Genomic DNA, 21049 nt, shown 5'->3' with positions numbered 1-21049 from the left:
GGGTGTCAGCGGCCGGTGAGGCCGCTGACCATGGCTGTGGTGTTGCTACGGACCATGTCGAGGTACGTGGCCGCGCCCGGCGACCTGCTGCTCAGCGACTCCGAGAACAGGGGGACGACCTTGACGTCCACCCCGGCCTCCGAGGCGAGTACTTGGGCCAGCCGGTCGGGCTGTGAGGAGTCGGCGAAGATCGCCTTGACCCCGGTGCGGTCGATGGCGTCCTTGAGCGACTTCAGGTCCGAGGCGCTCGGGGAGGCCAGCGTGGTGCCGCTGGGGATCACCGCGCCGACGACCTCGAACCCGTACCGCTGGGCGAAGTAGCCGAAGACGTGATGGTTGGTCACCAGGCGGCGGGATGCGGATGGGATGGTGGCGACCTGCTGCCCGACCCAGGCGTCCAGTTCCCCGACCTTGGCCCGGTAGGCGGCGGCCCCGGCCCGGACTGCGGCGGCGTCGATGCCCTCCGCGTGCGCGACGACCTGCTCGGCGATCAGGTCCACGGCCTTGGCCATGCGCCCGGGGTCGGTCCAGAAGTGCGGGTCTGGCTGTCCTGCCGTCTCGTCGCCGGTGGCGGCGAAGCGGATGGGGTTCACGCCCTCCCCCACGGCCAGCGCGGGCACGCCTGCCCGCTTGGCGGTCTCGACGTTGCGCAGTACGCCTTCCTCCAGGCCGAGCCCGTTGTAGACGATCAGGTCGGCCGTCTCGATGGCCGCCGCCTCCTTGGCGGAGACGCCGAAGGAGTGGGGGTCGGCGTCCGGCTTCATGAGCACGGTGACCTCGGCCGCGTCGCCGACGACGGCCTTGGTGACGTCGCCGAGGATGTTGGTGGTGACGACCACCCTGGGCGGCTCGTCGCCGCCGGTGCTCGCGCAACCGGCCGCCGCCACCACGAACGTGACCGCCGCGAGAAGGCGGATCAGCGCGCTCATCGGCCCGTCTCCATCAGGTACGCGGGGGTGAAGCCGGGCTTGAGTGTGCGGGCGCGCCGGAGGTCGTCGTTGTAGTCGATCTCGTGCACGGCCTGGCCCGCCGGGTCGTTGACGTAGGCGCGGCTGGTGTCAGCCTGGATGACGGGCGACGGAACGGCCTTCTGGCCGGAGCCGGGCTGCGGGTCGTCCTGGGTGGGTGAGGCGGTCGGGGGGTCGGTGAGGAGCTTGGTCGTGGCGGTTTCCTTGCCGGTGCGGGGGTCGTGGGCGTGCAGGACGCCGTCCTCGGTCAGGGACAGGACCGGCGTGTCCTCGCCCGTGGCGCACACCGCAACGACGGGCCCGGTCTTCAGCAGCCGCCACTTCCTGCCGGTGACGTCGAGCACCCAGATCCCGGTGTCCCCGGCCTTCGCGGCCAGCGTCGGGCTGCCGGGCCGCTGCACGAACTCCTTCGCCCGCTCCCCCGCCGCCGTCCCGTCCGGGTAACGGATCTTCACTCCCTCGAACTCGCCGTCCTTCCCGGTGACCAGCAGGGCACCGTCGGCACAGCCGAAGACGACACCACGCCGGGTCACCGCCGTTCCTTCCGCCTCCTCACAGGCCCCGGCCTCGCCGGCCGCCTCGCCGGTCCGCGCCTTGACCTGCACGGCGCCGGCGGTGGCCACGAGCAGCCGCTCCCCGTACGGCACGACGGCGTCGGCCCCGGTGAGGCGGCCCGTCTCGGCGAGTTCGCCCTTGTCCATGCGGGCGCGGTCGAACAGCGTGACCGTGCCGTCGCCCGACCACACGGCGGTAACCGCCGCGTCGCCCGTGACCTGGTACGGCGGCTTGCCGGCCACCGTGCCCAGGTCCCGGGTCGCGGCCTTGTAGTAGTGCACGTGGTCGCCGTGATCGACGGTCCAGCCGCCGCTGTCCACGACGCGCAACTCGCCCGTGCCCGTGGTCAGGTAGGCGTAGCGGCCGTCACCGGTGACGGCACGCACGTCGGCCGCGCCGGCGGCCGCCGTGGTCCGCTCGGTGAGCAGGTCGAGAATCCCCGCCTGCCCACCACCGGCCAGGACGAGGCGGTACTGCGGCTCCGACATCTCCTCCGCGCCTTCGACATAACCGTGAGGCACCTCCGTGGCGGAGGAGCCGGAACCGGCCGCAGGTCCGCCGCTGCTGGTGGAAGGGCTGGCACCGGCCGCCGTCCCACTGTTCCCGCCGGAGGCGCAGCCCGCGAGCAGGACGCCGGCGAGGACGAGCGCCGCCGTCCGAACCGTCGTCCGAGCCGCTGTCCGGGCCGCCGCCGTTCGGTACGCCGTCGTCAGGTGCGCCCTCATGCCGCCACCGCCGCTCCGGCCCTCGTGGGCCTGCGTCGCAGGTGGTCGGCCAGCGCCGAGAGGAAGAACAGGCCCACGGCCACGGCCGCGATCGTGGCGCCCGCCGCCGTGGCCGCGTGCCAGGAGACGATCAGCCCGATCACGGTCGAGGCGATGCCGAGCAGCGCCGCGCCCAGCATGATCGCCGGGATGCTGCGGGCCCACAGCGCGGCGGCCGCGGGCGGCCCGATGAGCAGGCCGAACACCAGCAGCGTGCCGACGATGTGGAACGAAGCCACGATCGCCAGCGTGACCAGGCCGAGCAGCAGCACGTGCGCCAGCCGGGGACGCAGGCCCAGCGTGTGGGCCTTGCGCGGGTCGAAGGCGAGCGCGACGAACAACCGGTGCCCGAGCAGCGCCACGGCGGCGGTGACCGCGAGCGCCAGGCCGAGCCCGGCCAGGTCCTGCGCGCCGACCGCCAGCACGTCGCCGAACAGGAACGCGGTCAGATCGACCGCGAAGGATTGGGAGTGCGAGACCACGATCACGCCCAGGGAGAGCATCCCGGCGAAGAGCAGGCCGATGCTCGTGTCCTGGGACAACCGGGCCGAGCGGCTGAGCAGGCTCACCCCGTACGCCATGCCGCCGGCGCTGAGCAGCGCGCCGATCAGGATGTTCACGCCGGCCGCGGAGGCGAGCGCCACGCCGAGGAGCATCCCGTGGGACATCGCGTCGCCGAGGAAGGCCATGCCGCGCAGCACCACCCACGTGCCGGCGAGCGCGCACAGCAGCGACACCAGGATGCCCGCCCATAGCGCTTGCCTGACGAAACTCACCTGAAAGGGGTCAAACAACCAATCCATGACGAGGACTCTATAATGAAAACCGTTGTCAGATTCAAATCGAGGTTTTCAGATGGAGGTTCCGTGGAGCGCGGCGACGCGGTCGTGATCAGTGACGTCACGGCGGGTTACGGTCGCAGGACGGTCTTGCGCGGGCTGTCGGCGCGGCTGCCCCTGTCGGGCGTGACCGCCGTGGTCGGCCCGAACGGGTCGGGCAAGTCCACGCTGCTGGGCGTGCTGGCCGGAACCGTACGGCCGCTGGGCGGCACGGTCGATCTCGGCGGCGCGGGACGTCCCGGCTATGTGGCGCAGCGCGACGCGGTCTCCAACGCGCTGCCGATCACCGTGCGTGAGACGGTGGCGATGGGCCGCTGGGCGCTGCGCGGGCCGTGGCGGCGGCTGACGGCGCACGACCGGGCGATCGTCGAGGAGTGCATGGCCGCGCTGGACGTCGCGCCGCTGGCCGCGCGGCGGCTGAGCACGCTGTCGGGCGGGCAGCGTCAGCGCGTCCTGCTCGCCCAGGGGCTCGCGCAGGAGCCGGGCCTGCTGCTGCTCGACGAGCCCACGACCGGGCTGGACCTGCGTGCCGAGCAGCACATCTCGGCCGTGCTCGACCTGCAGAAGACGCGTGGCGTGACGGTCGTGCACGCCACGCACGACCTGACCGCGGCCCGCCGCGCCGACCACTGCCTGCTCCTCGACGAGGGCCGGCTGATCGCGGAGGGCCCGCCCGCCTCCGTGCTGACGCCCCGGACGATGGACCAGGTGTTCACCAGACTGGAGCACGCCCGGCCATGACCCGGCGAACCATTCGCCCGGCCAGGGCACGGCGAGCCATGGTCCGGCCAGGGCATGGCGCGGTGGGGGTTATCGGCGGCGGCTCCGGGCCAGCAGCCACAGGAGCACGGGGGCGCCGAGCACGCCCGTCACCACGCCGACCGGCAGCTCCACGTCCGGGATCAGCAGCCGCGCGATGAGATCCGCCCCGAGCACGATGAACGCCCCGGTCAGCCCGGCGGCCAGCGGCGGCGGGGCGGGGGTGCGGGCCAGGCGCTGCGCGATCTGCGGCGCGGCCAGCGCCACGAACGCCACCGGCCCGGCCGCGGCGGTGCCGAAGGCCACCAGCGCCACGCCCGTCATCAGCAACGACAACCGGGCCACCTGCACGGGCGCGCCGAGCACGGTCGCCACGTCGTCCCCGAGTTGCAGCACCCGCGTCCAGGTGCCGAGCAGCAGCGTGAGCGGGATCAACACGGCCAGGGCGATGGCCAGCGGCGTCACGTGGTCCCAGGTGCGGCCGTTCAGGTTGCCGAACAACCAGCCCAGCGCCTGCTGGGCCTGGAAGTCCCCGCTGGTGACCATGAGGTACTCGGTGGCGCTGGTGCACATCCACGACAACCCGATGCCGACCAGCACGATCCGGCCGCCGCTGGTGCCGCGCCGCCAGGCCAGCAGGTACGTCACCAGCGCCGCCGTCACGGCCCCCGCGAAGCCCAGGAACTGCAGCCCGGCCCCGACCCCGAGGCTGATCCCCGCCACCACGGCCACCCCGGCGCCCTGGGTGACGCCGATCATGTCGGGGCTGGCCAGCGGGTTGCGGGTCATCGTCTGGAACAACGCGCCCGACAGGCCGAAGGCGACACCCGCCAGCAGCCCGGTCAGCGCCCTGGGCAGGCGCAGCTCGTGCACGACGAACGCGGTGCCCTGCTCGCCGGTGCCCAGCAGCGCGCCCACGACCTCGCCGAGGCCGAGCCGTACCTCGCCGAGCCCGATGCCCAGGCAGAACGCCAGGAACGCGGCCCCGGCGGTGGCCAGGCAGACCAGGATGACGCGGGGCCGCAGCACCCCGGAGACGGGCGGGGCGGCCAGCCGGAAGGGCAGGGCGCTGCTCGACCGGCCGAGCGGGCGCGGCCGGGTGATCGGTTCGTTCATGTGCGCTCAGAGCTCCGCGAGGCGTCGTCGGCGGGCCAGGAAGACGAAGAACGGGCCGCCGACGAAGGCCACCAGCAGCCCCGCCTGCACCTCGATCGGCGGCGCCACCATCCGCCCGAGCACGTCGGCCGCCAGCAGCAGGCACGGCCCGAGCAGCGCCGCGAGCGGCAGCAGCAGCCGGTGGTCGGCCTCGGATCGGCCGCCGGTCTTGGCCAGGGCGCGGGCCACGTAGGGGACCACGAGCCCGACGAAGACGACGGGCCCGATGGCGGCCACGGCGGAGCCGGTGAGCAACATCACGGCGACCGCGCCCTGCAGGCGTACCAGGCCGACCCTGCGGCCCAGGCCCTTGGCCACGTCGTCGCCGAGGGCGAGGCTGTTGAGCGCGGGACCGGAGGCGAGCGCGAGCGCGGCGCCGAGGAGGGCGAAGGGCAGCAGCTGCGGCAGCACCTGCCCGCCCGCGCCCGAGAGCGAGCCCGCCGACCAGAACCGGTACCTGCTCAGCGACTCGGGATCGACCAGCACGAACGCGCTGGTCACCGAGCTGAGCAGGAACGTGGTCGCGACGCCCGCGAGCGCCAGCTTGACCGGGGTCATGCCCTCGCGGCCGAGCCCGGCAAGTCCGTACACGACCACGCTGGCCACCAGCGCCCCCGCGAAGGCGAACCAGACGAATCCGGCGGGCGCCGCCACGCCGAACACGCCGATGGCCAGGACGACGGCGAACGCGGCCCCGGCGCTGACGCCCAGCACGCCGGGGTCGGCCAGCGGGTTGCGGGTCAGCGCCTGCATGAGGGCGCCGGACAGGCCGAGCGCCGCCCCGGCCAGGATGCCGATCAGCGTGCGCGGGACGCGTACGGACCAGACGATGTCGAGCACGTCCCGGTCGGTCACGGTGCCGGCCAGCGCGCCGATCACCTGGTCGGGCGGGATCGCGCGGGCGCCGAGCGAGAGTGACAGCAGGCAGGCGGCGATCAGCGCGACGGCGGCGACCGCGAGGGCCTTCACGACGTCTTGGTGCCGGGGTCGCCGTCCACCGCCGCCGCCAGGCGCGGGACGAGGGTGTCGAGCACGTACGGGACGCTGAGCACGGTGAGGAAGGCGACCGCGTCGCTCGGCGGCGTGCCCTCGGGCAGGTAGACCTCGCGGCCCTCCTTCACCACGTCGAGCGCCTTGTAGACGGTGTCGCCGTGCAGCGTGGCCTGGCCCTTGGCGGCGTCGGTGACGCTCCAGACGATCACGCCGGTGTCGACCAGGTCGAGCCGCTCCCTGCTGATGTTGGCGCCGAACTTGTCGCCGATGGCCTGGTCGAGGCCCTTGGGGAGCTCGAAGCCGAGCGCGCCGAGCAGGCGGTTGCGCGGGTCCTGGCTGCCGAAGATGAAGTAGCCCTCGTACAGGGTGGCCATCAGGCCGGTCTTGCCCTTGAACTCGGGGTGTTCCTTCTGCACCTGGGCGAAGCTGTCCTCGACCTGCTTGACGAGCTGGTCGGCCTCGGCGGGCTTGCCGACGGCGGCGCCGACCTTCTTGGTGACCTCCTGCCACGGGATGCCGTAGTCGATGTACTCCTTCGGCTGGGCCACGGTGGGCGCGATCTTCGCCAGGGTCTCGTACTGCTCCTTGGTCAGCCCCGAGTACAGGGCCAGGATCAGGTCGGGGTTGAGCGCGGCGATCTTCTCGAACTGGGGGCCGCTGCCGGTGTCCTTGAGCACCTGCGGGCGGGCGGCGCCGCCAAGTTTGCCTTCCGCCCAGGGGCCGATCGCGCCCGGGTACTCGCCGAACCACTCCGTGGTGCCGACCGGGACGATGCCGAGGGCGAGCAGCGAGTCCTGTTCGAGCAGGCCGACGGTGACGACGCGCTTGGGCGCGCCCTCGATGGTGGTGCTGCCGTATTTGTGCGGCAGCGTCACGGGGAAGGCGCCGTTCGCGGACGGCGCGGCGGCCGCGCCGGATTCGGTCGCCGGGGCGGGTGCGGTGGAGCCACAGCCCACGATGGTGAGAAGTACGAGCGCCACGAGGGCGAGCACGCGGGTCAAGGTACGGCTCCTCTTTCGGGAAAGGCACGCCAAATAAGGCGAGCCTAACCTTACAGTAGGAGCCGATCAACGCCCGTGGCACGGCTGAACCTGCCGGCAGCCGTGCCACTCGCTAGGACGTCACCCCGGCCGATGGCCGGGGCCGCGCCCTGTTAAGGGCGCGGGGTGGTGCGGTGCGGGACGTGTTCGGCGGTGCCGACGTGGTTGCGCTGCTTGCGCATGCCGGCGAAGCCGAGCAGGCCCAGCAGGCCCAGCAGGCCCCACAGGCCGGCGTTGCCGCCGCCTTCGTCGCTCCTGTTGTCGTTCGGTGCGGGTGTCACCTGGCTCTGCGCGACGGGCGCGACCGGTTGGTCGTTGGCCGTCGCCGCGGCGGCCGGCACCAGCGTCAAGAAGAACGCCAGGCCCAGCCCGGTGAGCGTCTTGCGCATCTTGGGTTCCCCCGATCCGGCGGTCTCGTTCAACCGCGGAGACCGCCTGTAACGCCTTCTCCTGACGGAAGGCTCTCAATAGCGGGGCGATCTCCATATCCCCTGCTAAACAGGCCCCTACCATCGTGATGGCGGCATCAAACGCCTTCTCTTCCCGGCGGAGTCCCGTGGGGGCCCGGCAGGCCGACGCGCACGCGGGTCTCGCAGATTCTGGCCAGTTCCGCCCGGGTGGCGGCGGCGTGCAGAACGAGGCCCGGCAGCCGTACCTCGGCCACCAGATGGCGGGTGGCGGTGATGCGCAGGAGGCTAGAGAGGAGGGAGTCGCTGCCGACGAACGCGGCACGGGTGGAGCTTTCCGCGCCCTCGCGGTAGCGCAGCGTGACCGGGCGGATCGGTGCGCCCGCGTCGATCGCCGCCTGGAACACCGCCGGGCGGAACCCGCCCATCCCCTGGCCGCACCACGTGGTGCTCTCCGGGAAGGCGACCACGGTGTCACCCGCCCTGAGCGCGTCGGCCACGGCCGCCACGGCGGACGGGAGCGCGGACAGGCGTTCCCGGTCGATGAACAGCGTCCCCGAGCCCGCCGCCAGGGTACGGACGACCGGCCAGGACGCGATCTCGCGCTTGGCCAGCGGGCGGGCCGGCAGGGCGGCGGCGATGACCAGGGGGTCCAGCCAGGAGACGTGGTTGGCCACCACCAGAGCGCCCGTCACCACCGCGCCACACGTCCCGATGACCTCCAGGCGCAGTCCCAGCGCGCGCAGGAACGCCCTGGCCCACCGGCCGGTGATCGCCGCCTGCCGAGGCGTGCCACCCGCGAAGGCACGGGCCAGCAGGGCCAGCGGCACCCCCGCGAGCGCCACGATCAGCGCGCCGAACAGCCGCAACCCGCGCCGGAGTTGACCGGCCGGGGTGATCGGCCCGCCCACGCAGGCGGCGGGCGTGCAGGGGCTGACCGGCCGCCAGGGGTTGTCCCGCGCGGCGGAAAGCGGCGGCAGGACCGTGCTCACAGGGGCTCGCCGAGGAAGAAGCGCAGGTAGCGGGGGTTGATGTTGTCCATGGACAACAACATGAAGAAGTCGGCCGTGCCAAAGTCGGGGTCGTGCGCCGGTGCCCCGCACACCCACGCGCCCAGGCGCAGGTAGCCGCGCAGCAGCGGGGGCGGCACGAACCGGTCGGGCAGCGCCTTCTTACGGGAGCGCCACGGGCTCAGCGGCATGACGCGGTGTTCCTCCGGCCCGAGCGGCACCTGCTCGACCACCGCGCGCGCCACCAGGCCGCCGTCGTCGAGCGGCACCGAGCAGCAGCCGGCCAGCCACTGGTGCCCCTCCGAAACCATGTAGCGGGCTATCCCCGCCCACAGCAGCGTGACCACCGTGCCGTCCCGGTGGTCGGGGTGCACGCAGGTGCGGCCGGCCTCCACCAGGCCCTTCCTGAGGGGCGCAAGATTGGTCAGGTCGAACTCGTGCTCGGAGTAGAGCTTGTCCACGCGGCCCGGAGGCAGCAGCCGGTAGGTGCCGACGACCTCGGCGCCGTCGCGTACGAGGAGGTGGTCGCAGTAGGTGTCGAACCGGTCGGCGTCGAGGCCGGAGACCGGGCTGTCGAGCCGCGCCCCCATCTCCTCGCCGAAGACCGCATACCGGAGCCGCTGGGCGTCCCGCAGGTCGGCGGGGCTGGTCGCCATGCCGACCGTGTATCGACGGGTGTCCAGGGAGCCGGTGTCGAGAGAGATCGTCATGGGCGGGGCGTCCTTCCCAGAAGGGGTCTCCCTGCCTATGTCGTCATGCCGACATGACCGACGAGTCTCGCGTCGGGGGCAGCCAGACGACGGCCTGGTGAAGCTCCCCTTTCGGGGAAAATCAGTTTCACTCCCGTCCCCCGCCTCACTACACTCACGACCCGACGCCGTTCGTACGTGACGAGGAAGGGAGCAGGTCGTGCGCCACAACACCGCCGCCGTCGTCTCCCCGTCGCGTTACGAGGTGATCCTGGTGTCTTCGTCGCCCCGGTGCCGGCTGCGCGGCCGTCACTGGATGCTGCCCTGACGAAGACCCTCTTTTCGGCTGGGGAATCGCGCCGTCCTGTCCAAGAACATCCCGAAAGGGCCATGGGCCGTGCGTGCTCAAGTTTTCAACCCCCTGACCGCTCTGACCGCCGTCCGTAATCTCGGCATCCTCGCCCACGTGGACGCCGGCAAGACCACCGTCACCGAGCGCATGTTGTACCTGACCGGCGCCACCCACAAGCGCGGCGAGGTGCACGACGGCACGACCGTCACCGACTTCGACTCCCAGGAGCGCGACCGCGGCATCACGATCTTCGCCGCCGCGGTGAGCTGCGTCTGGGACGGGCACCGGATCAACCTGATCGACACCCCCGGCCACGTGGACTTCTCCGATGAGGTGGAGCGCTCGCTGCGGGTGCTCGACGGCGCGATCGCGGTGTTCGACGGCGTCGCCGGGGTCGAGCCGCAGAGCGAGTCGGTGTGGCGGCGGGCCGACCGGCACGGGGTGCCGCGCGTCGCGTTCGTCAACAAGCTGGACCGGGCGGGCGCCGACCTCGACGCGGCGGTCGAGTCGATCCGCCGGCGGCTGCATCCCGCGCCGCTGGTCGTGCAGGTGCCGATCGGGCGCGAGGACGGCTTCGCCGGCGTGATCGACCTGCTCGGGCTGCGGGCGCTGGTGTGGGCCGACGGCGAGTACGCGGTCGGTCCCGTGCCGGACGACCTGCTGGCCGAGGCGCTGCGGCGGCGCCGGCTGCTGGAGGAGGCGGTGGCCGAACTGCATCCGGGCGCGCTGGAGGAGTTCTGCGCCGAACCGTCGATCTCCGAGGCGACGCTGGCCGCCGCGCTGCGCGACCTGACCGGCAGCGGTGCCGGGCTGGTGGTGCTGTGCGGCTCGGCCTACAAGAACCGGGGCATCGAGCCGCTGCTGGACGCCGTCGTACGGTATCTGCCCTCGCCGCTGGACGTGCCGGCGGTGCGGGGGCAGGACGGTGCCGAGCGGGCGGCCGATCCGGCGGCGCCGCTGGCCGCGCTGGCGTTCAAGGTGAGCGCGACGGCGACCGGGCGGCTGACGTACGTGCGGGTGTACTCGGGCACGATGCGGAAGGGGGACACGGTGCTGGACGCGGGCTCGGGCCGTACCGAGCGGATCAGCCGCATCCTGCGCGTGCAGGCCGACCGGCACGCCGAGACGGACCTGGCGGTGGCCGGCGACATCGTCGCGGTGGTCGGGCCGAAGGCGGCCCGCACCGGCACGACGTTGTGCGCGCCGGGCGCGCCGCTGCTGCTGGAGCCGCCGGGCGCGACCGAGCCGGTGGTGTCGGTGGCCGTCGAGCCGCGCAAGGGCACCGACGGCGACCGGCTGGCGGCGGCGCTGGCCCGGCTCACCGAGGAGGACCCCTCGCTGGCCGTGCGCACCGACGCCGAGACCGGGCAGACCGTGTTGTCCGGGATGGGTGAGCTGCACCTGGAGGTGGCGGCGGAGAAGTTGCGGCGCGAGCACCGGCTGGAGGTGGGCGTCGGACGGCCGCAGGTCTCCTTCAGGGAGAGCGTGTTGCGCGGGGTGTCGGGGCTGCTGTACCGGCACGTCAAGCAGGACGGCGGCGCGGGGCAGTACGCCCACGTGGTGATCGACGTCGAACCCCTTGAGGAGGGCTTCGTGTTCGCCTCGGCGGTGACCGGCGGGCGGGTGCCGCGCGAGTACGTGCGCGCGGTGGAGGCCGGCTGCCGGGACGCGCTGTCCGACGGCCCGCTCGGCGGCCATCCGGTGACCGGCCTGCGGGTGACGCTGACCGACGGCGCCACCCACGTGAAGGACTCCTCGGAGATGGCCTTCCGCACGGCGGGGCGGCTGGCGCTGCGTGAGGCGCTGCGCTCGTGCGCGATGGTGCTGCTGGAACCGGTCGTGGAGGTGACGGTGACCGTGCCGGACGACATGGCCGGCGGGGTGCTGGGCGACCTGTCGGCGCGGCGCGGGCGCATCTCGGACTCGCGGGCGCGGGCCGGCACGGTGGTGATCACCGCCGTCGTGCCGCTGGCCGAGGTGTTCGGGTACGCGACGCGGCTGCGCAGCCGTACCCAGGGCCGGGGCACGTTCACCACCCGGCCGGCCGGTTACGCGCCGGCCGGGTGAGGTGATCGTCAGGCGGTGGTGAAGGAGATCCACACGTCCGGGGGGACGTCGGGCCGGTGCGGCACGGGCCGGCGTTCCTCCGTCCACGCGTCACCGGCGATCTCCTTGGCGACCCGCCGCCAGAAGGACACGGCCTTGGCGTTGCCGTCCTGGAAGGCGACCTCCCAGGGGCCGGGGTGGCGGGCGATCACCTCACGGACGGCGCGCATGCCGATCCCGGAGCGGCGCGCGCCGCGTACCACGAAGAAGCTGTTCAGCACGCGCGCCGGGCCGGAGAGCGCACGCACGAACGCGAACCCGACCGGGCGGTCGCCGCTGGTGAACAGGTAGGCCGCCCAGTCGTCGTGCTCGAACGCCGAGGAGAGCCGATCATTGTGGTACGTGCCGTCAGGGTTGGGAAGTCCGGGCTGGAAGTCGGCCATGTCGTGCCGGAACATCAGCCAGAGGCGTTCGACGGTGGGACGGTCGGCGGCGCTCGCGGGCCGGACGGTCACATGAGAAGTGGTCATAAACAAACCTTCCGGCCGGGAGCGAATCCGGCCGGAAGGGAAAACCTAGCACCTTTCGATCATGGGGTGGTAACGGTCGCGCCTGTAACCGAGGCCGACCAGTACAGTGCCCTGCCCACCTGCGCGAACAGGCCCTTGGGATGGTTGCGGAACATCGGCTCGGTGCCGAACAGCACCACGGCCGCGCCCCGCTCGTCCCTGCCGCTGATCACCGCCGCCCGGCCCCTGGCCGCCTCGGGTCCGCCCGCGCCGTTCTCGTCGGCCCGCCAGTGGCCCGAGACCAGCGGCCCGTCGGCGGCGTAGGACTGCTCGACGGTGACCTCGGGGCCGAGGCCGGTGAACCAGAGCGGCGAGTACACGAACGAGTGGCCCGGCGCGCCACCGGTGGAGGTGGTGCGGACCACGCCGTTGGCGTCGCCGCGGCCGGCCACCGTGGTCGCCGTGAGCAGGCCGGCGGCGGTGTTGAAGGCGGCGCCCGTGGCCCCTCTGGTGATGACGCCGCCGGTGGCGAGGAACGCGTCGAGTGCCGTTCTGGCCGCCGGGTTCAGCGCGGCGAGGTTCAGGCCGCTGGAGACGTACAGGACGTCGGTGGCGCTCCAGTCGTGGCCGGCGTTCAGCACGGCGGTGGAGACGGGCGTGACGGAGAAGCCCAGCTCGCGCAGCGTGAACAACTCGTCGGCGGACGCGGCGGCGGCGACCCGGACCGGGGCGAGCGGAGTGCCGGTGGCCGTCGCGGCGCGGGTGAAGGCCACGCCGTGGCGGTCGGCGACCGTCCTGGCGTCGTGCCTCGCGGCGGCCGGGACGATCGCGGTGCCGTCACTCCCCCAGAGCACCGCGACGCCCTGGCCGAGCAGGTCGTTCAGCGCCCTGACCGCCTTGGCGTCGGTGACCTTGAGCGCGAGCGGGCCGGGGGTGCGCGGGACCGAGCCGGTCGGCGCGGCGGCCTTGACCGGGTCGGTGCGGGTGCGCAGTGCCTCGACCGGCTCGACCGTGGCGCCCCAGAGCAGGGCGTGGCTCCAGCCGGAGATGTCGTACATGGCGTTGACCCGGGGTGAGATGTCCTCCCCCGGTTCCAGCATGACGTTGGCCAGGCCGCGTTTGGGCTGGCGCATGTCCACGACGTACGAGCCCGCCGGGTACGTCGTGCCGCCCGAGCGGAACGCCGACCTGGCCCGCCCGACCCGCACGTCGTTCGCGATCAGGTGGTCCACCAGGCGCGCGGCGGCGGTGGAGCCCGCCGGGATGACGTACGCGCGGGGATAGGTGGTGGTGTAGACGTCCTCGGGGCCGAAGCCGGGCACGATGCCGAGCGGCACCTCCTTGGACGGCTCGCCCGCCGCGCCGCGCCGGAACACCTCGATCTGGTCGGCGATCAGCCGGTCGTGCCGCTCCCGTACGAAGCCGTAGGTCGCGCGGATCGCGGCGGCGGCCACGTCGGTGTTGATCGACGAGCGGCGGCGCAACTCCTCGACCGGCTGCTGGTTGTAGGCGGAGCCGTTGACCGGCAGCGGGATCTCCACGGTGTGCGCGGCGACCGTGCCGTGGAAGGGCGCGTACTGCGGGGTGAAGATCGGCGGCCAGTCGTCCCAGCCCTCCTCGGAGTCCCTGAACGGGATCTGCACCGGCTCCACGCCGTCCTGCCCCGGCGTGTAGCCGAGCCCGTTCACGGCGGCCTCCATGCGCAGGCCGTTGGCGTAGGTGTTGGTGATGAACAGGTCGTACTCGTAGTTCGCGCCGTGCGGCGGCGTGGTCGGCTCGATGAGCGTGCCGTTGACGTAGCCGTGCAGGTCGAGCATGGCGACCGGCTGGGTGTCGATCATCACCTGGCGCATCGCCCGCGCCTCGGGCTGGGCGGCGGTGATGAAGTCGCGGTTGAGGTCGAACCCGGCGCCGTTCTGGCGCACGCCGTTCACCCGGCCGTCGGGGTTGGCGGTCACGTTGAAGTACAGCCTCGTGCGCTTGAGCAGGCCGGCGACCGCCGGGTCCGCGCTGGTGGCGAGCTGCTCGATGGTGCGCAGGGCGGCGTCGGTGCCCTCCCACTCGTTGCCGTGGATGTTGGCGTTGTAGAAGATCGGCGTCTTGTACCTGGCGGCCAGCCCGCGGTCGCGGGCGGCCGCCGCCGGGTCGCTCTCGATGCGCTCGCGGATGCGGGCCTGCTCGCGCGCCTCGGCGGCGCTCTCCGGCGCGGTGACGGTGACGAGGTAGAGGTCACGGCCCTGGTACGAGCGGCCGACGATCTCCACGCTCACCCGGTCGCCGCGCCACTGCAGGTCGTTCAGCCTGGGCGCGATGCCGTGGTAGGGCACCAGCCCGAGCTTGATCGAGGCGTCCGCCGGGTTCTCCGGGGGCAGCGGGAGGCGGGTGCGCCTGGGGTAGCCGCGGTCGCGGGAGTGACCGTAGGGCTGCTCCCGGGCGGCGGCGAGCGCGGCGGCCTGCTCGGGCACGGCCGCCGCGACCTCGTTCCGTTCGGGACCGTTGCCGAAGTCACGCACGGCCGGCGCCGGCGGGTCGGCCAGGGCGAGCGGCGACGGGTCCGCCGGGGCGGCGGACGGTGGGTCCGCCAGGGCGGCGGACGGCGGGATGACAAGGAGTGCGGCCAGCGCCACCGTGGTCAGGCGGCGCATCAGCGCTCCCGGTAGTCGGCGGCGATGCCGATCAGCGAGATCAGGCCCGAGGCGAACTCCATCGCCTCGGCGTGACCCTCCTCGAACGGCGGCTGGAAGCCCACGCCCTCCCAGGTGCGCGTCGCGGGATTCCACAGGTCGGCGCCGACCTCGAAGTCCCAGCCGTAGACGTCGTAGTCGTACCAGAGCTCGTCGGCGGAGTTCCCGGCCGCCGAGTACAACACGTCCGTCACCGGCCCGGTCTGCTGCGGCCAGACGACCGTGCCCCGCTCGGCGGCGATGGCCTGCTCGATCGTGCGGGCCGAGCGCAGGAAGTACGCCTCCTCCTGCGGCGTGGGCCTGGGCAGCGTGACGCGGCCGTCGAGCTTGTACGCGCCGGGCGGCCACATGAAGTAACCGCCGTAGCTGTGCACGTTCATGGCGAACCGGATGTTGCGGTACTTCTGCGCCAGCCAGATCACGTTGCGGCTCTCGGGCTCGGAGTGCTCGCCGGGACCCGCGTACGTGCCGCTCTGGCAGTTGGCGGAGGCGCCGAAGTACCCGTCGCTCAGCGAGCCGACGGCGTAGTTGCGGTTGACGTCCACGCCCCACGTGTTACGCAGCGCCGGGTCGGCCTGCTGCGCCGGGCAGTGGTTGGTCATGTTCTTCCGCTGGGAGTTGAAGTCGTAGAAGCTGTAGTTCGCCCCGTCGGGGTTGACGGTCGGCACGATGAACACGTCCGTGCGCTCCAGCAGGCGGCGCGTGTCCTTGTCGCGCGAGTAGTTGCGCAGCAGCCGCTCGGCCGCCTCGATGGTGACCAGCGGCGTCACCCACTCCCTGGCGTGCTCCTGGGAGTAGGCCAGCACGCCGGTGCGCGAGCCGTCGCGGCGCGTGCCGATACGCAGGGCCAGCACCTGCGCGGGCGCGCGGGAGACGTCGGCGGGGGCGTTCAGGAAGTCGTCGAGCTGGGTGCGCGGCGCGGGCGCCATGACGCCCGCCCCCGGGTCGGTCCGGTACACCGAGGCCCTGACGGGCAGCCCTGCCGTGGCATTGACGGCCGCGACGACCTGGGCGGCGGTGCTGACCGGCGCGCCGGAGCCGTCGGTGGCCAGGCCGACGGTGATCAGCTTGCCGTCGAGGGCGACCCGCAGCGGGCTGTTCGGCGCGCCCGGATCGACCAGCTCGACGGCCAGGTCGTTGCCGCCCTCCGAGCCGTAGGCGGTGGAGGTGAACACGACGGCCGCGGCGGGCGGCGCGCCGATCAGCGCCTGGGCGTGGCGGCGGTAGCCGTTGGTCTTGTACGGCAGCGCGATGAGGTCGGTGAGCTTGGGGAAGCGCCGGTGCAGGGCCTTGATCCGCTCGTTGAGCTGCGCCGGCGTCATGTACTGCGTGACGAAGTCCTTCTGGTAGCCGGGCCCGGTGCGGTCGGGCCGCTCACCGTCGGGCCATTCCTTGACCCGCGCCTGCGCCGTGCCGCCGCCGGTCGAGGTGACGGTGATCGACTGTGGCCGGTCGGCCGCCGGGACGGGGGTGCTGAACTGGTGGCCCAGGTAGGCGCCCGCGTCCACGTACGCGATCATCTCCGCCTCCCCGCCCGTACCGCGCCTGCCCTGCCAGGTGACGGTGAGCGTGGCGGCCTGGGCGGCGCTGCTGGAGGCTTCGACGGACAGGAAGTACCCGTCGCGCGACTTGTACCAGACCGCGCGCTCCACGACGATCTGGTCCTGCGCCGTGGCGGTCTTCGCCCTGGCCCGGGGGGTTGACCCGGCGGCCTCGGTCACGCCGAGCGGGCGCAGGCCGGCGAGCTGGCTCGCGGTGAGCACCGCGTCGATCCGGACGCTGCCGTCCGGCTGGGGGCGTACCCGTTCCGTGAGGTCGGCGCCGGAGGCCACCAGTTTCTCCATGGCGGCGCGATCCGGCACGGACAGGGTGACCAGGGAGACCGGCTCGGGGTCGGCCGGACCGGCGACCGCGGGAACGGACGGCTGTATTGCGGTGAATGTCGTGGCGACGATCAGCAGAGCGACTGCGGACGCCCGTAAGCCATGCATGAGCCCCTCCAGGAAGATCCCGTATGGGGCTCATTGAAAGCCGACAATCAGCAACGGGCAAGACCCAGGAACGGCTCCCCGGCCGAATTCCGCAGGCCAGGAAATCGCCGGAAAACCCACTCTTGACAAAACACTCGGCCTCCCATAATCTCCAGCCAAAATTATATCGATTTAATCAGCGGAGCGCGTCACGATGAGACCCCCCAGCAGCATCCGCCGCGCGTTGGCCGCAGGGCTGACGGCCCTGCTCTGCATGCCGCTCACGGCGCTCCCGGCGCAGGCCGGCGGCCACGGCTCCGGCGTCCGGCTGGAGCACCTCGACCGCGGCCTGGTGGCCGCCTCGACCGGCGAAGGCGTCTTCCTGAGCTGGCGATTGCTCGGCGACGAGGTGACCGGCCACGGCACGAAGGGCATGACGGGCGCCGACTTCCGCGTCTACCGCGACGGCCGCCCCATCGCCACCGTCACCGACAGCACCAACTACAAGGACGCCGCGGGAACGGCGGAATCCGAGTATCGGGTGGCCCCTGTCATCAAGGGCCGCGAGGGCCGCCGCAGTGCAGCAGCCACGCCGTGGGTTAAATCGTTTTACGACCTGCCATTGCAAAAGCCGGCCGACGGCGTGACCCCGATGGGCGAGGCGTACACCTACTCCGCCAACGACCTGAGCGTGGGCGACGTGGACGGCGACGGCCAGTACGAGTACGTGGTCAAGTGGGATCCCTCCAACTCCAAGGACGTCTCGCAGCGCGGTTACACCGGCAACACCTACGTGGACACCTACGAGCTGGACGGCACCCTGCGCTGGCGGCTCGACCTGGGCGTGAACATCCGCTCCGGCGCCCACTACACGCAGTTCCTGGTCTACGACTTCGACGGCGACGGCCGCTCGGAGATGATGCTCAAGACCGCCCCGGGCACGAAGATCATCCGTTATGGCGCCCGAGGTCAGGTCGTCTCCGAGCGCTTTATCACGATGCCGCGCGAGGATCGCAGGGCCGGTTACGCCAATACCGACGACTATCGAAAGAGCGCCGCAGACTATTTCGACCATGTTGTTGAAATGTTCGCGAAATGGCACGAGCACCCGGAGGTCGTCGCCGGGCGCTGGCCGGCCACGCTGGAACAGGCTTTCGGCATCGAGAAGAAGTACGCCTACCCGCTCTCCCGCGCGGACGCCACCGAACTGGCCACGTACTTCATCGACGTCTACGCGCCCGCCCGCAGCGGCAACAACCGGCTGCGCGAGTTCAACGGCTTCATCCTGACCGGCCCCGAGTACCTGTCGGTCTTCGAGGGCGCCACCGGCCGGGAACTGGAGACCATCCATTACAAGCCGGGCCGCGGGGACGACGGCCTGCTGTGGGGCGACTACGCGATGGCCAGGGTCGAGCCGGGCAACCGGGTGGACCGCTTCCTGTCCTCGGTCGCCTACCTCGACGGCAGGCGCCCGTCGGCGATCTTCGCCCGCGGCTACTACACCCGCAGCACGCTGGTCGCCTACGACTGGAACGGCAGGCGGCTCAAGGAACGCTGGTACGTCGACAGCGGCCACGCCCCGATGTCCAACCCCTTCAACGACGGCCCGCACGGCGTGGACGGCAGCAACCCGGAGTACGCGACCCTCACGACCCAGGGCTTCCACTCGATGAGCGTGGCCGACGTGGACGCCGACGGCAGGCAGGAGGTCATCTACGGCTCCGCCACCATCGACGACGACGGCGACCTGCTGTACTCCTCCTTCGCCGAAGGCCCGCCGCAGAGCGCCTTCCCCGGCCGGAACATCCGTCTCGGCCACGGCGACGCCATGCACGTCGGCGACTTCGACCCCGACCGCGAGGGCCTGGAGATCTGGACGGTGCACGAGGGCGGCCGCTCGGCCCCGTACGGCTGGGCGCTGCGCGAGGCGGCCACCGGCGAGGTCATCCACGGCGGCTACAGCGGCGTCGACACCGGCCGCGGCATGGCCGGCGACATCGACCCGGCCGTGCGCGGCGTGGAGACGTGGTCGTCGATGCCGCCCGACCAGGCGGTGCAGGCCGGGTTGTGGTCGGCGCGCGGCGAGTACCTGGGCAGGAACGCGCCCGGCACGAACATGAGCATCCGCTGGGCGGCCGACATGACCACCCAGCTCGTCAACGGCACCGCCACGACCGTCCTGCAGACGCCGACCATCGACGACCACCGGCGCGGCACGCTGCTGACCGCCGAGGGCACGCTCACCAACAACTGGACCAAGGGCAACCCCGGCCTGGTCGCGGACGTCTTCGGCGACTGGCGCGAGGAACTGCTGACCCGCACCACGGACAGCACCGCGATCCGGATGTTCCTCAGCACCGAGGTGACCGACAGGAAGTTGTACACGCTGATGCACGACCCGCAGTACCGGGTCGAGGTGGCCAGGCAGCAGACGGCCTACAACCAGCCCGCCTACCCGAGCTTCTACTTCGGCTCGGACATGGACTGGTCGAAGGTGCCCGTACCGGACCTCAGATAGCCGGCCTTCGCCATCAGGGCCGCCGCGCAAATGAGCAGCAGCACGGGGGCGGCGGTCAGGCCGCCCGCGATGCTGCCGGCCCCCTGAACGCTCATCAGCACCCCGAAGAACGCGGCCTCCCTTTCCAGTCCCTTGTCCACCGGCGGCGGTGCTGCTGCCGGGCGCGAGTCCGGTTCCTGCCAGCGTCCGGTGTACGGGCCGATCAGCCGCTCGATGGCCCGGCACACGTTCGATGGCGGATGTTACGTGAGGGCGATGTCCACCGAGGGGCGGAGTTTGGCGGCCGTGGCCAGGGCCTGGTGGATCGGGTGGTCGGTGAAGGCGGTCACGTGTGCCTCGCCGGTGGGGTGCCGGGCCGCGGGGAAGGCGATCTGCTCGTAGGCGGCCTGGAAGCGGGGTCCCCAGCGGCGGGCGCCGAGGCGGGCCGTGCGGGAGCAGTTGTCCACCATGTACGCCACATCCCGGGCATGCATGTACGGCAGCAGCGAGTCCACCGCCTCGATGACCGACTCGTTGACGATCTCCGACCAGGGGTGACCGCGTTCGGCGAACTCGTCGACCTGGGCCATCATCGTGGCCGTGAACAGCCCCGCCGTGAACGGCTCGATGGCCGGCGCGCGTTCGCCGCGGCGGGCGCGCACGGCGTCCCCGGCCGCCCACATGGGTGAGCCGCTGATGGGGCTCATCGGCCGGTCGGCCAGGCGGCGCTCGGCGAGGATCACGCTGCGTAGTTCGGTGCCGTCGGCGACCTCGTCGTAGATCTCGGCGATCAGGTCCCTGGCCGGTCCGTAGGCGGCGGCGTAGGCGCGGTCGAAGGTGGCGCGCCCGCCGGCGTCGAGGTGCTCGCGCACCGCGGCCAGGCCGGAGCGGGAGATGGTGCGGGCGATGGGGCCGGTGATGTTCTCGCAGGAACGTTCGTAGGCGGTGACGGGGTCGTCGCCGGCCAGGCGGTGGTGACCGTACAGGGACTCGACGAGCCCGTGCACGGCGCCCAGCAGGATGGCGCGCTCGCCGACGATGTCGGACAGGTACTCACTGGCCAGGGTGGTGCGGAAGGTGTACGGCGAGCCGAGCGCGACCGACCAGCCCAGCGCGAGTTCGGTGGCGCGGCCGGAGGCGTCGGCGTGGACGGCGAAGCTGGCGTTGATGCCGGCGCCGTTGACCTGCGCGCCCTGCAGATACAGGCGGCGCACGGAGTCGCCCATGCCTTTGGGGCACACGGCGATGACGTCGTGCCCGTCGGGGAAGGCGCCGCCGGTGGCGCGCAGGTGGCCGAGGAGGAAGCCGTGCGACAGGCCGATGGCCGCGCCGGGGCGCAGCGCGGCGAAGATCTCCTGGTGGCAGGCGGCCAGCGCGGCGTCGGCGATGAGCAGGATGACCAGGTCGGCGGAGGCGGCGACGGCGAGCCAGTCGCCGAGGGTGCCGTCCTGCTCGGTGAAGCCGCACTCGCGGGCGCTCGCGAGCGAGGCGGAGCCGGGACGCAGGCCGACGGCGACCTCGACGCCGGTGCCGGCCAGGGAGTCGCGCAGATTGCAGGCCTGGGCGCGGCCCTGCGGCCCCCAGCCGATCACCGCGACGCGCCGCACGCCCGCGAAGGCGGCGGGCAACAGCGGGAACAGGTGCCGGCCGCCGCGCAGGACCGTTTCCATGCCGCCGGGCACGTCCATGGTCTCCAGGGGGAAGACGGCGGAGGTGAAGGAGTTCATGGGAGCAGTTGTAGGATCCGTGCCGATCCCGCGGCAAGCGCAACATGTGCAGCGGGCCGTTGCATCAGGTGAAAGGCCGAGGTGG

At 72.3% G+C, this 21049-nt stretch carries 17 protein-coding genes; 3 read left to right on the top strand and 14 right to left on the bottom strand.

From position 1 onward, the window contains the following. Positions 1 to 5: 5 nt before the first annotated feature. From aztC to aztB, 3 genes are read right to left on the bottom strand one after another with little or no spacing between them, the layout of a single operon-like run. The gene (gene aztC, locus AB0I81_RS36980) at positions 6 to 929 is read right to left on the bottom strand and encodes a zinc ABC transporter substrate-binding protein AztC (protein WP_360666723.1); all 924 of its coding nucleotides are present in this window, start codon (positions 927 to 929) and stop codon (positions 6 to 8) included. Beyond that, complete coding sequence (locus tag AB0I81_RS36975) at positions 926 to 2248, bottom strand: hypothetical protein (protein WP_360666720.1); 1323 nt, start codon at positions 2246 to 2248, stop codon at positions 926 to 928. The genes aztC and AB0I81_RS36975 overlap by 4 nt, the downstream gene beginning before the upstream one ends. After that, positions 2245 to 3090, bottom strand: coding sequence for a zinc ABC transporter permease AztB (aztB, locus tag AB0I81_RS36970; protein ID WP_360666717.1), 846 nt, complete (start codon positions 3088 to 3090; stop codon positions 2245 to 2247). The genes AB0I81_RS36975 and aztB overlap by 4 nt, the downstream gene beginning before the upstream one ends. A gap of 63 nt (positions 3091 to 3153) precedes the next feature. Here aztB and aztA point away from each other — a divergent pair, with 63 nt between their 5' ends. Further along, the gene (gene aztA / locus AB0I81_RS36965; RefSeq protein ID WP_360666715.1) at positions 3154 to 3867 is read left to right on the top strand and encodes a zinc ABC transporter ATP-binding protein AztA; all 714 of its coding nucleotides are present in this window, start codon (positions 3154 to 3156) and stop codon (positions 3865 to 3867) included. Positions 3868 to 3936: 69 nt separating this feature from the next. On the opposite strand, the gene AB0I81_RS36960 is transcribed toward aztA, so the two are convergent. The 6 genes from AB0I81_RS36960 to AB0I81_RS36935 all read right to left on the bottom strand — a co-directional run bounded on the left by AB0I81_RS36960 (position 3937) and on the right by AB0I81_RS36935 (position 9200). Further along, complete coding sequence (locus AB0I81_RS36960; RefSeq protein ID WP_360666713.1) at positions 3937 to 5001, bottom strand: iron chelate uptake ABC transporter family permease subunit; 1065 nt, start codon at positions 4999 to 5001, stop codon at positions 3937 to 3939. A gap of 6 nt (positions 5002 to 5007) precedes the next feature. Beyond that, a complete protein-coding gene (locus tag AB0I81_RS36955) occupies positions 5008 to 6009 on the bottom strand; it encodes an iron ABC transporter permease (RefSeq protein ID WP_360666710.1) in 1002 nt (333 codons plus the stop codon). Then, positions 6006 to 7025, bottom strand: a complete 1020-nt coding sequence (locus tag AB0I81_RS36950; protein WP_360666867.1) for an iron-siderophore ABC transporter substrate-binding protein — start codon at positions 7023 to 7025, stop codon at positions 6006 to 6008. Before AB0I81_RS36950 ends, AB0I81_RS36955 begins: the two co-directional genes overlap by 4 nt. Positions 7026 to 7186: 161 nt before the next feature. Further along, positions 7187 to 7462, bottom strand: a complete 276-nt coding sequence (locus tag AB0I81_RS36945; RefSeq protein ID WP_360666707.1) for a WGxxGxxG family protein — start codon at positions 7460 to 7462, stop codon at positions 7187 to 7189. A 137-nt stretch (positions 7463 to 7599) separates the two neighbouring features. Next, the gene (locus AB0I81_RS36940; RefSeq protein ID WP_360666704.1) at positions 7600 to 8472 is read right to left on the bottom strand and encodes a lysophospholipid acyltransferase family protein; all 873 of its coding nucleotides are present in this window, start codon (positions 8470 to 8472) and stop codon (positions 7600 to 7602) included. After that, entirely contained in the window at positions 8469 to 9200 is a 732-nt protein-coding gene (locus tag AB0I81_RS36935; protein ID WP_360666701.1) for a GNAT family N-acyltransferase, read from the bottom strand. The genes AB0I81_RS36940 and AB0I81_RS36935 overlap by 4 nt, the downstream gene beginning before the upstream one ends. 376 nt (positions 9201 to 9576) lie before the next feature. Between AB0I81_RS36935 and fusA the strand changes: the two genes are divergently transcribed. Then, the gene (gene fusA / locus AB0I81_RS36930; RefSeq protein ID WP_360666698.1) at positions 9577 to 11598 is read left to right on the top strand and encodes an elongation factor G; all 2022 of its coding nucleotides are present in this window, start codon (positions 9577 to 9579) and stop codon (positions 11596 to 11598) included. 8 nt (positions 11599 to 11606) lie between these two features. On the opposite strand, the gene AB0I81_RS36925 is transcribed toward fusA, so the two are convergent. Genes AB0I81_RS36925 through AB0I81_RS36915 form a run of 3 tightly spaced genes read right to left on the bottom strand, consistent with a single transcriptional unit; the run spans position 11607 to position 16761 of the window. Continuing rightward, complete coding sequence (locus AB0I81_RS36925; protein ID WP_360666696.1) at positions 11607 to 12107, bottom strand: GNAT family N-acetyltransferase; 501 nt, start codon at positions 12105 to 12107, stop codon at positions 11607 to 11609. A gap of 59 nt (positions 12108 to 12166) precedes the next feature. Beyond that, a complete protein-coding gene (locus AB0I81_RS36920) occupies positions 12167 to 14731 on the bottom strand; it encodes a M14 family zinc carboxypeptidase (RefSeq protein ID WP_360666693.1) in 2565 nt (854 codons plus the stop codon). Next, positions 14731 to 16761: a M14 family metallopeptidase gene (locus tag AB0I81_RS36915; RefSeq protein ID WP_360666691.1), complete on the bottom strand. Its 2031-nt coding sequence runs from the start codon at positions 16759 to 16761 to the stop codon at positions 14731 to 14733. The genes AB0I81_RS36920 and AB0I81_RS36915 overlap by 1 nt, the downstream gene beginning before the upstream one ends. Positions 16762 to 17014: 253 nt before the next feature. On the opposite strand from AB0I81_RS36915, the gene AB0I81_RS36910 reads away from it, so the two are divergent. Next, positions 17015 to 19258, top strand: a complete 2244-nt coding sequence (locus tag AB0I81_RS36910; RefSeq protein WP_360666865.1) for a rhamnogalacturonan lyase — start codon at positions 17015 to 17017, stop codon at positions 19256 to 19258. Here the strand turns inward: AB0I81_RS36910 and AB0I81_RS36905 are convergent. Continuing rightward, on the bottom strand, positions 19204 to 19485 hold the full coding sequence (locus tag AB0I81_RS36905) for a hypothetical protein (RefSeq protein WP_360666688.1): 282 nt from the start codon (positions 19483 to 19485) through the stop codon (positions 19204 to 19206). The genes AB0I81_RS36910 and AB0I81_RS36905 overlap by 55 nt on opposite strands. Before the next feature lie 15 nt (positions 19486 to 19500). Continuing rightward, the gene (locus AB0I81_RS36900; protein ID WP_360666686.1) at positions 19501 to 20964 is read right to left on the bottom strand and encodes a hypothetical protein; all 1464 of its coding nucleotides are present in this window, start codon (positions 20962 to 20964) and stop codon (positions 19501 to 19503) included. Positions 20965 to 21049: the final 85 nt, after the last annotated feature.

This window comes from Nonomuraea sp. NPDC050404, from assembly GCF_040655495.1.
GTDB lineage: Bacteria > Actinomycetota > Actinomycetes > Streptosporangiales > Streptosporangiaceae > Nonomuraea.
This window is presented reverse-complemented; position numbering and strand designations above follow the sequence as displayed.

Bases quoted from the DNA above. Each gene is read 5' to 3' on its own strand.
- aztC (WP_360666723.1), bottom strand. From the start codon at position 929: ATGAGCGCGCTGATCCGCCTTCTCGCGGCGGTCACGTTCGTGGTGGCG.
- AB0I81_RS36975 (WP_360666720.1), bottom strand. From the start codon at position 2,248: ATGAGGGCGCACCTGACGACGGCGTACCGAACGGCGGCGGCCCGGACA.
- aztB (WP_360666717.1), bottom strand. From the start codon at position 3,090: ATGGATTGGTTGTTTGACCCCTTTCAGGTGAGTTTCGTCAGGCAAGCG.
- AB0I81_RS36960 (WP_360666713.1), bottom strand. From the start codon at position 5,001: ATGAACGAACCGATCACCCGGCCGCGCCCGCTCGGCCGGTCGAGCAGC.
- AB0I81_RS36945 (WP_360666707.1), bottom strand. From the start codon at position 7,462: ATGCGCAAGACGCTCACCGGGCTGGGCCTGGCGTTCTTCTTGACGCTG.
- AB0I81_RS36935 (WP_360666701.1), bottom strand. From the start codon at position 9,200: ATGACGATCTCTCTCGACACCGGCTCCCTGGACACCCGTCGATACACG.
- AB0I81_RS36925 (WP_360666696.1), bottom strand. From the start codon at position 12,107: ATGACCACTTCTCATGTGACCGTCCGGCCCGCGAGCGCCGCCGACCGT.
- AB0I81_RS36920 (WP_360666693.1), bottom strand. From the start codon at position 14,731: ATGCGCCGCCTGACCACGGTGGCGCTGGCCGCACTCCTTGTCATCCCG.
- AB0I81_RS36915 (WP_360666691.1), bottom strand. From the start codon at position 16,761: ATGCATGGCTTACGGGCGTCCGCAGTCGCTCTGCTGATCGTCGCCACG.
- AB0I81_RS36910 (WP_360666865.1), top strand. From the start codon at position 17,015: ATGCCGCTCACGGCGCTCCCGGCGCAGGCCGGCGGCCACGGCTCCGGC.
- AB0I81_RS36900 (WP_360666686.1), bottom strand. From the start codon at position 20,964: ATGAACTCCTTCACCTCCGCCGTCTTCCCCCTGGAGACCATGGACGTG.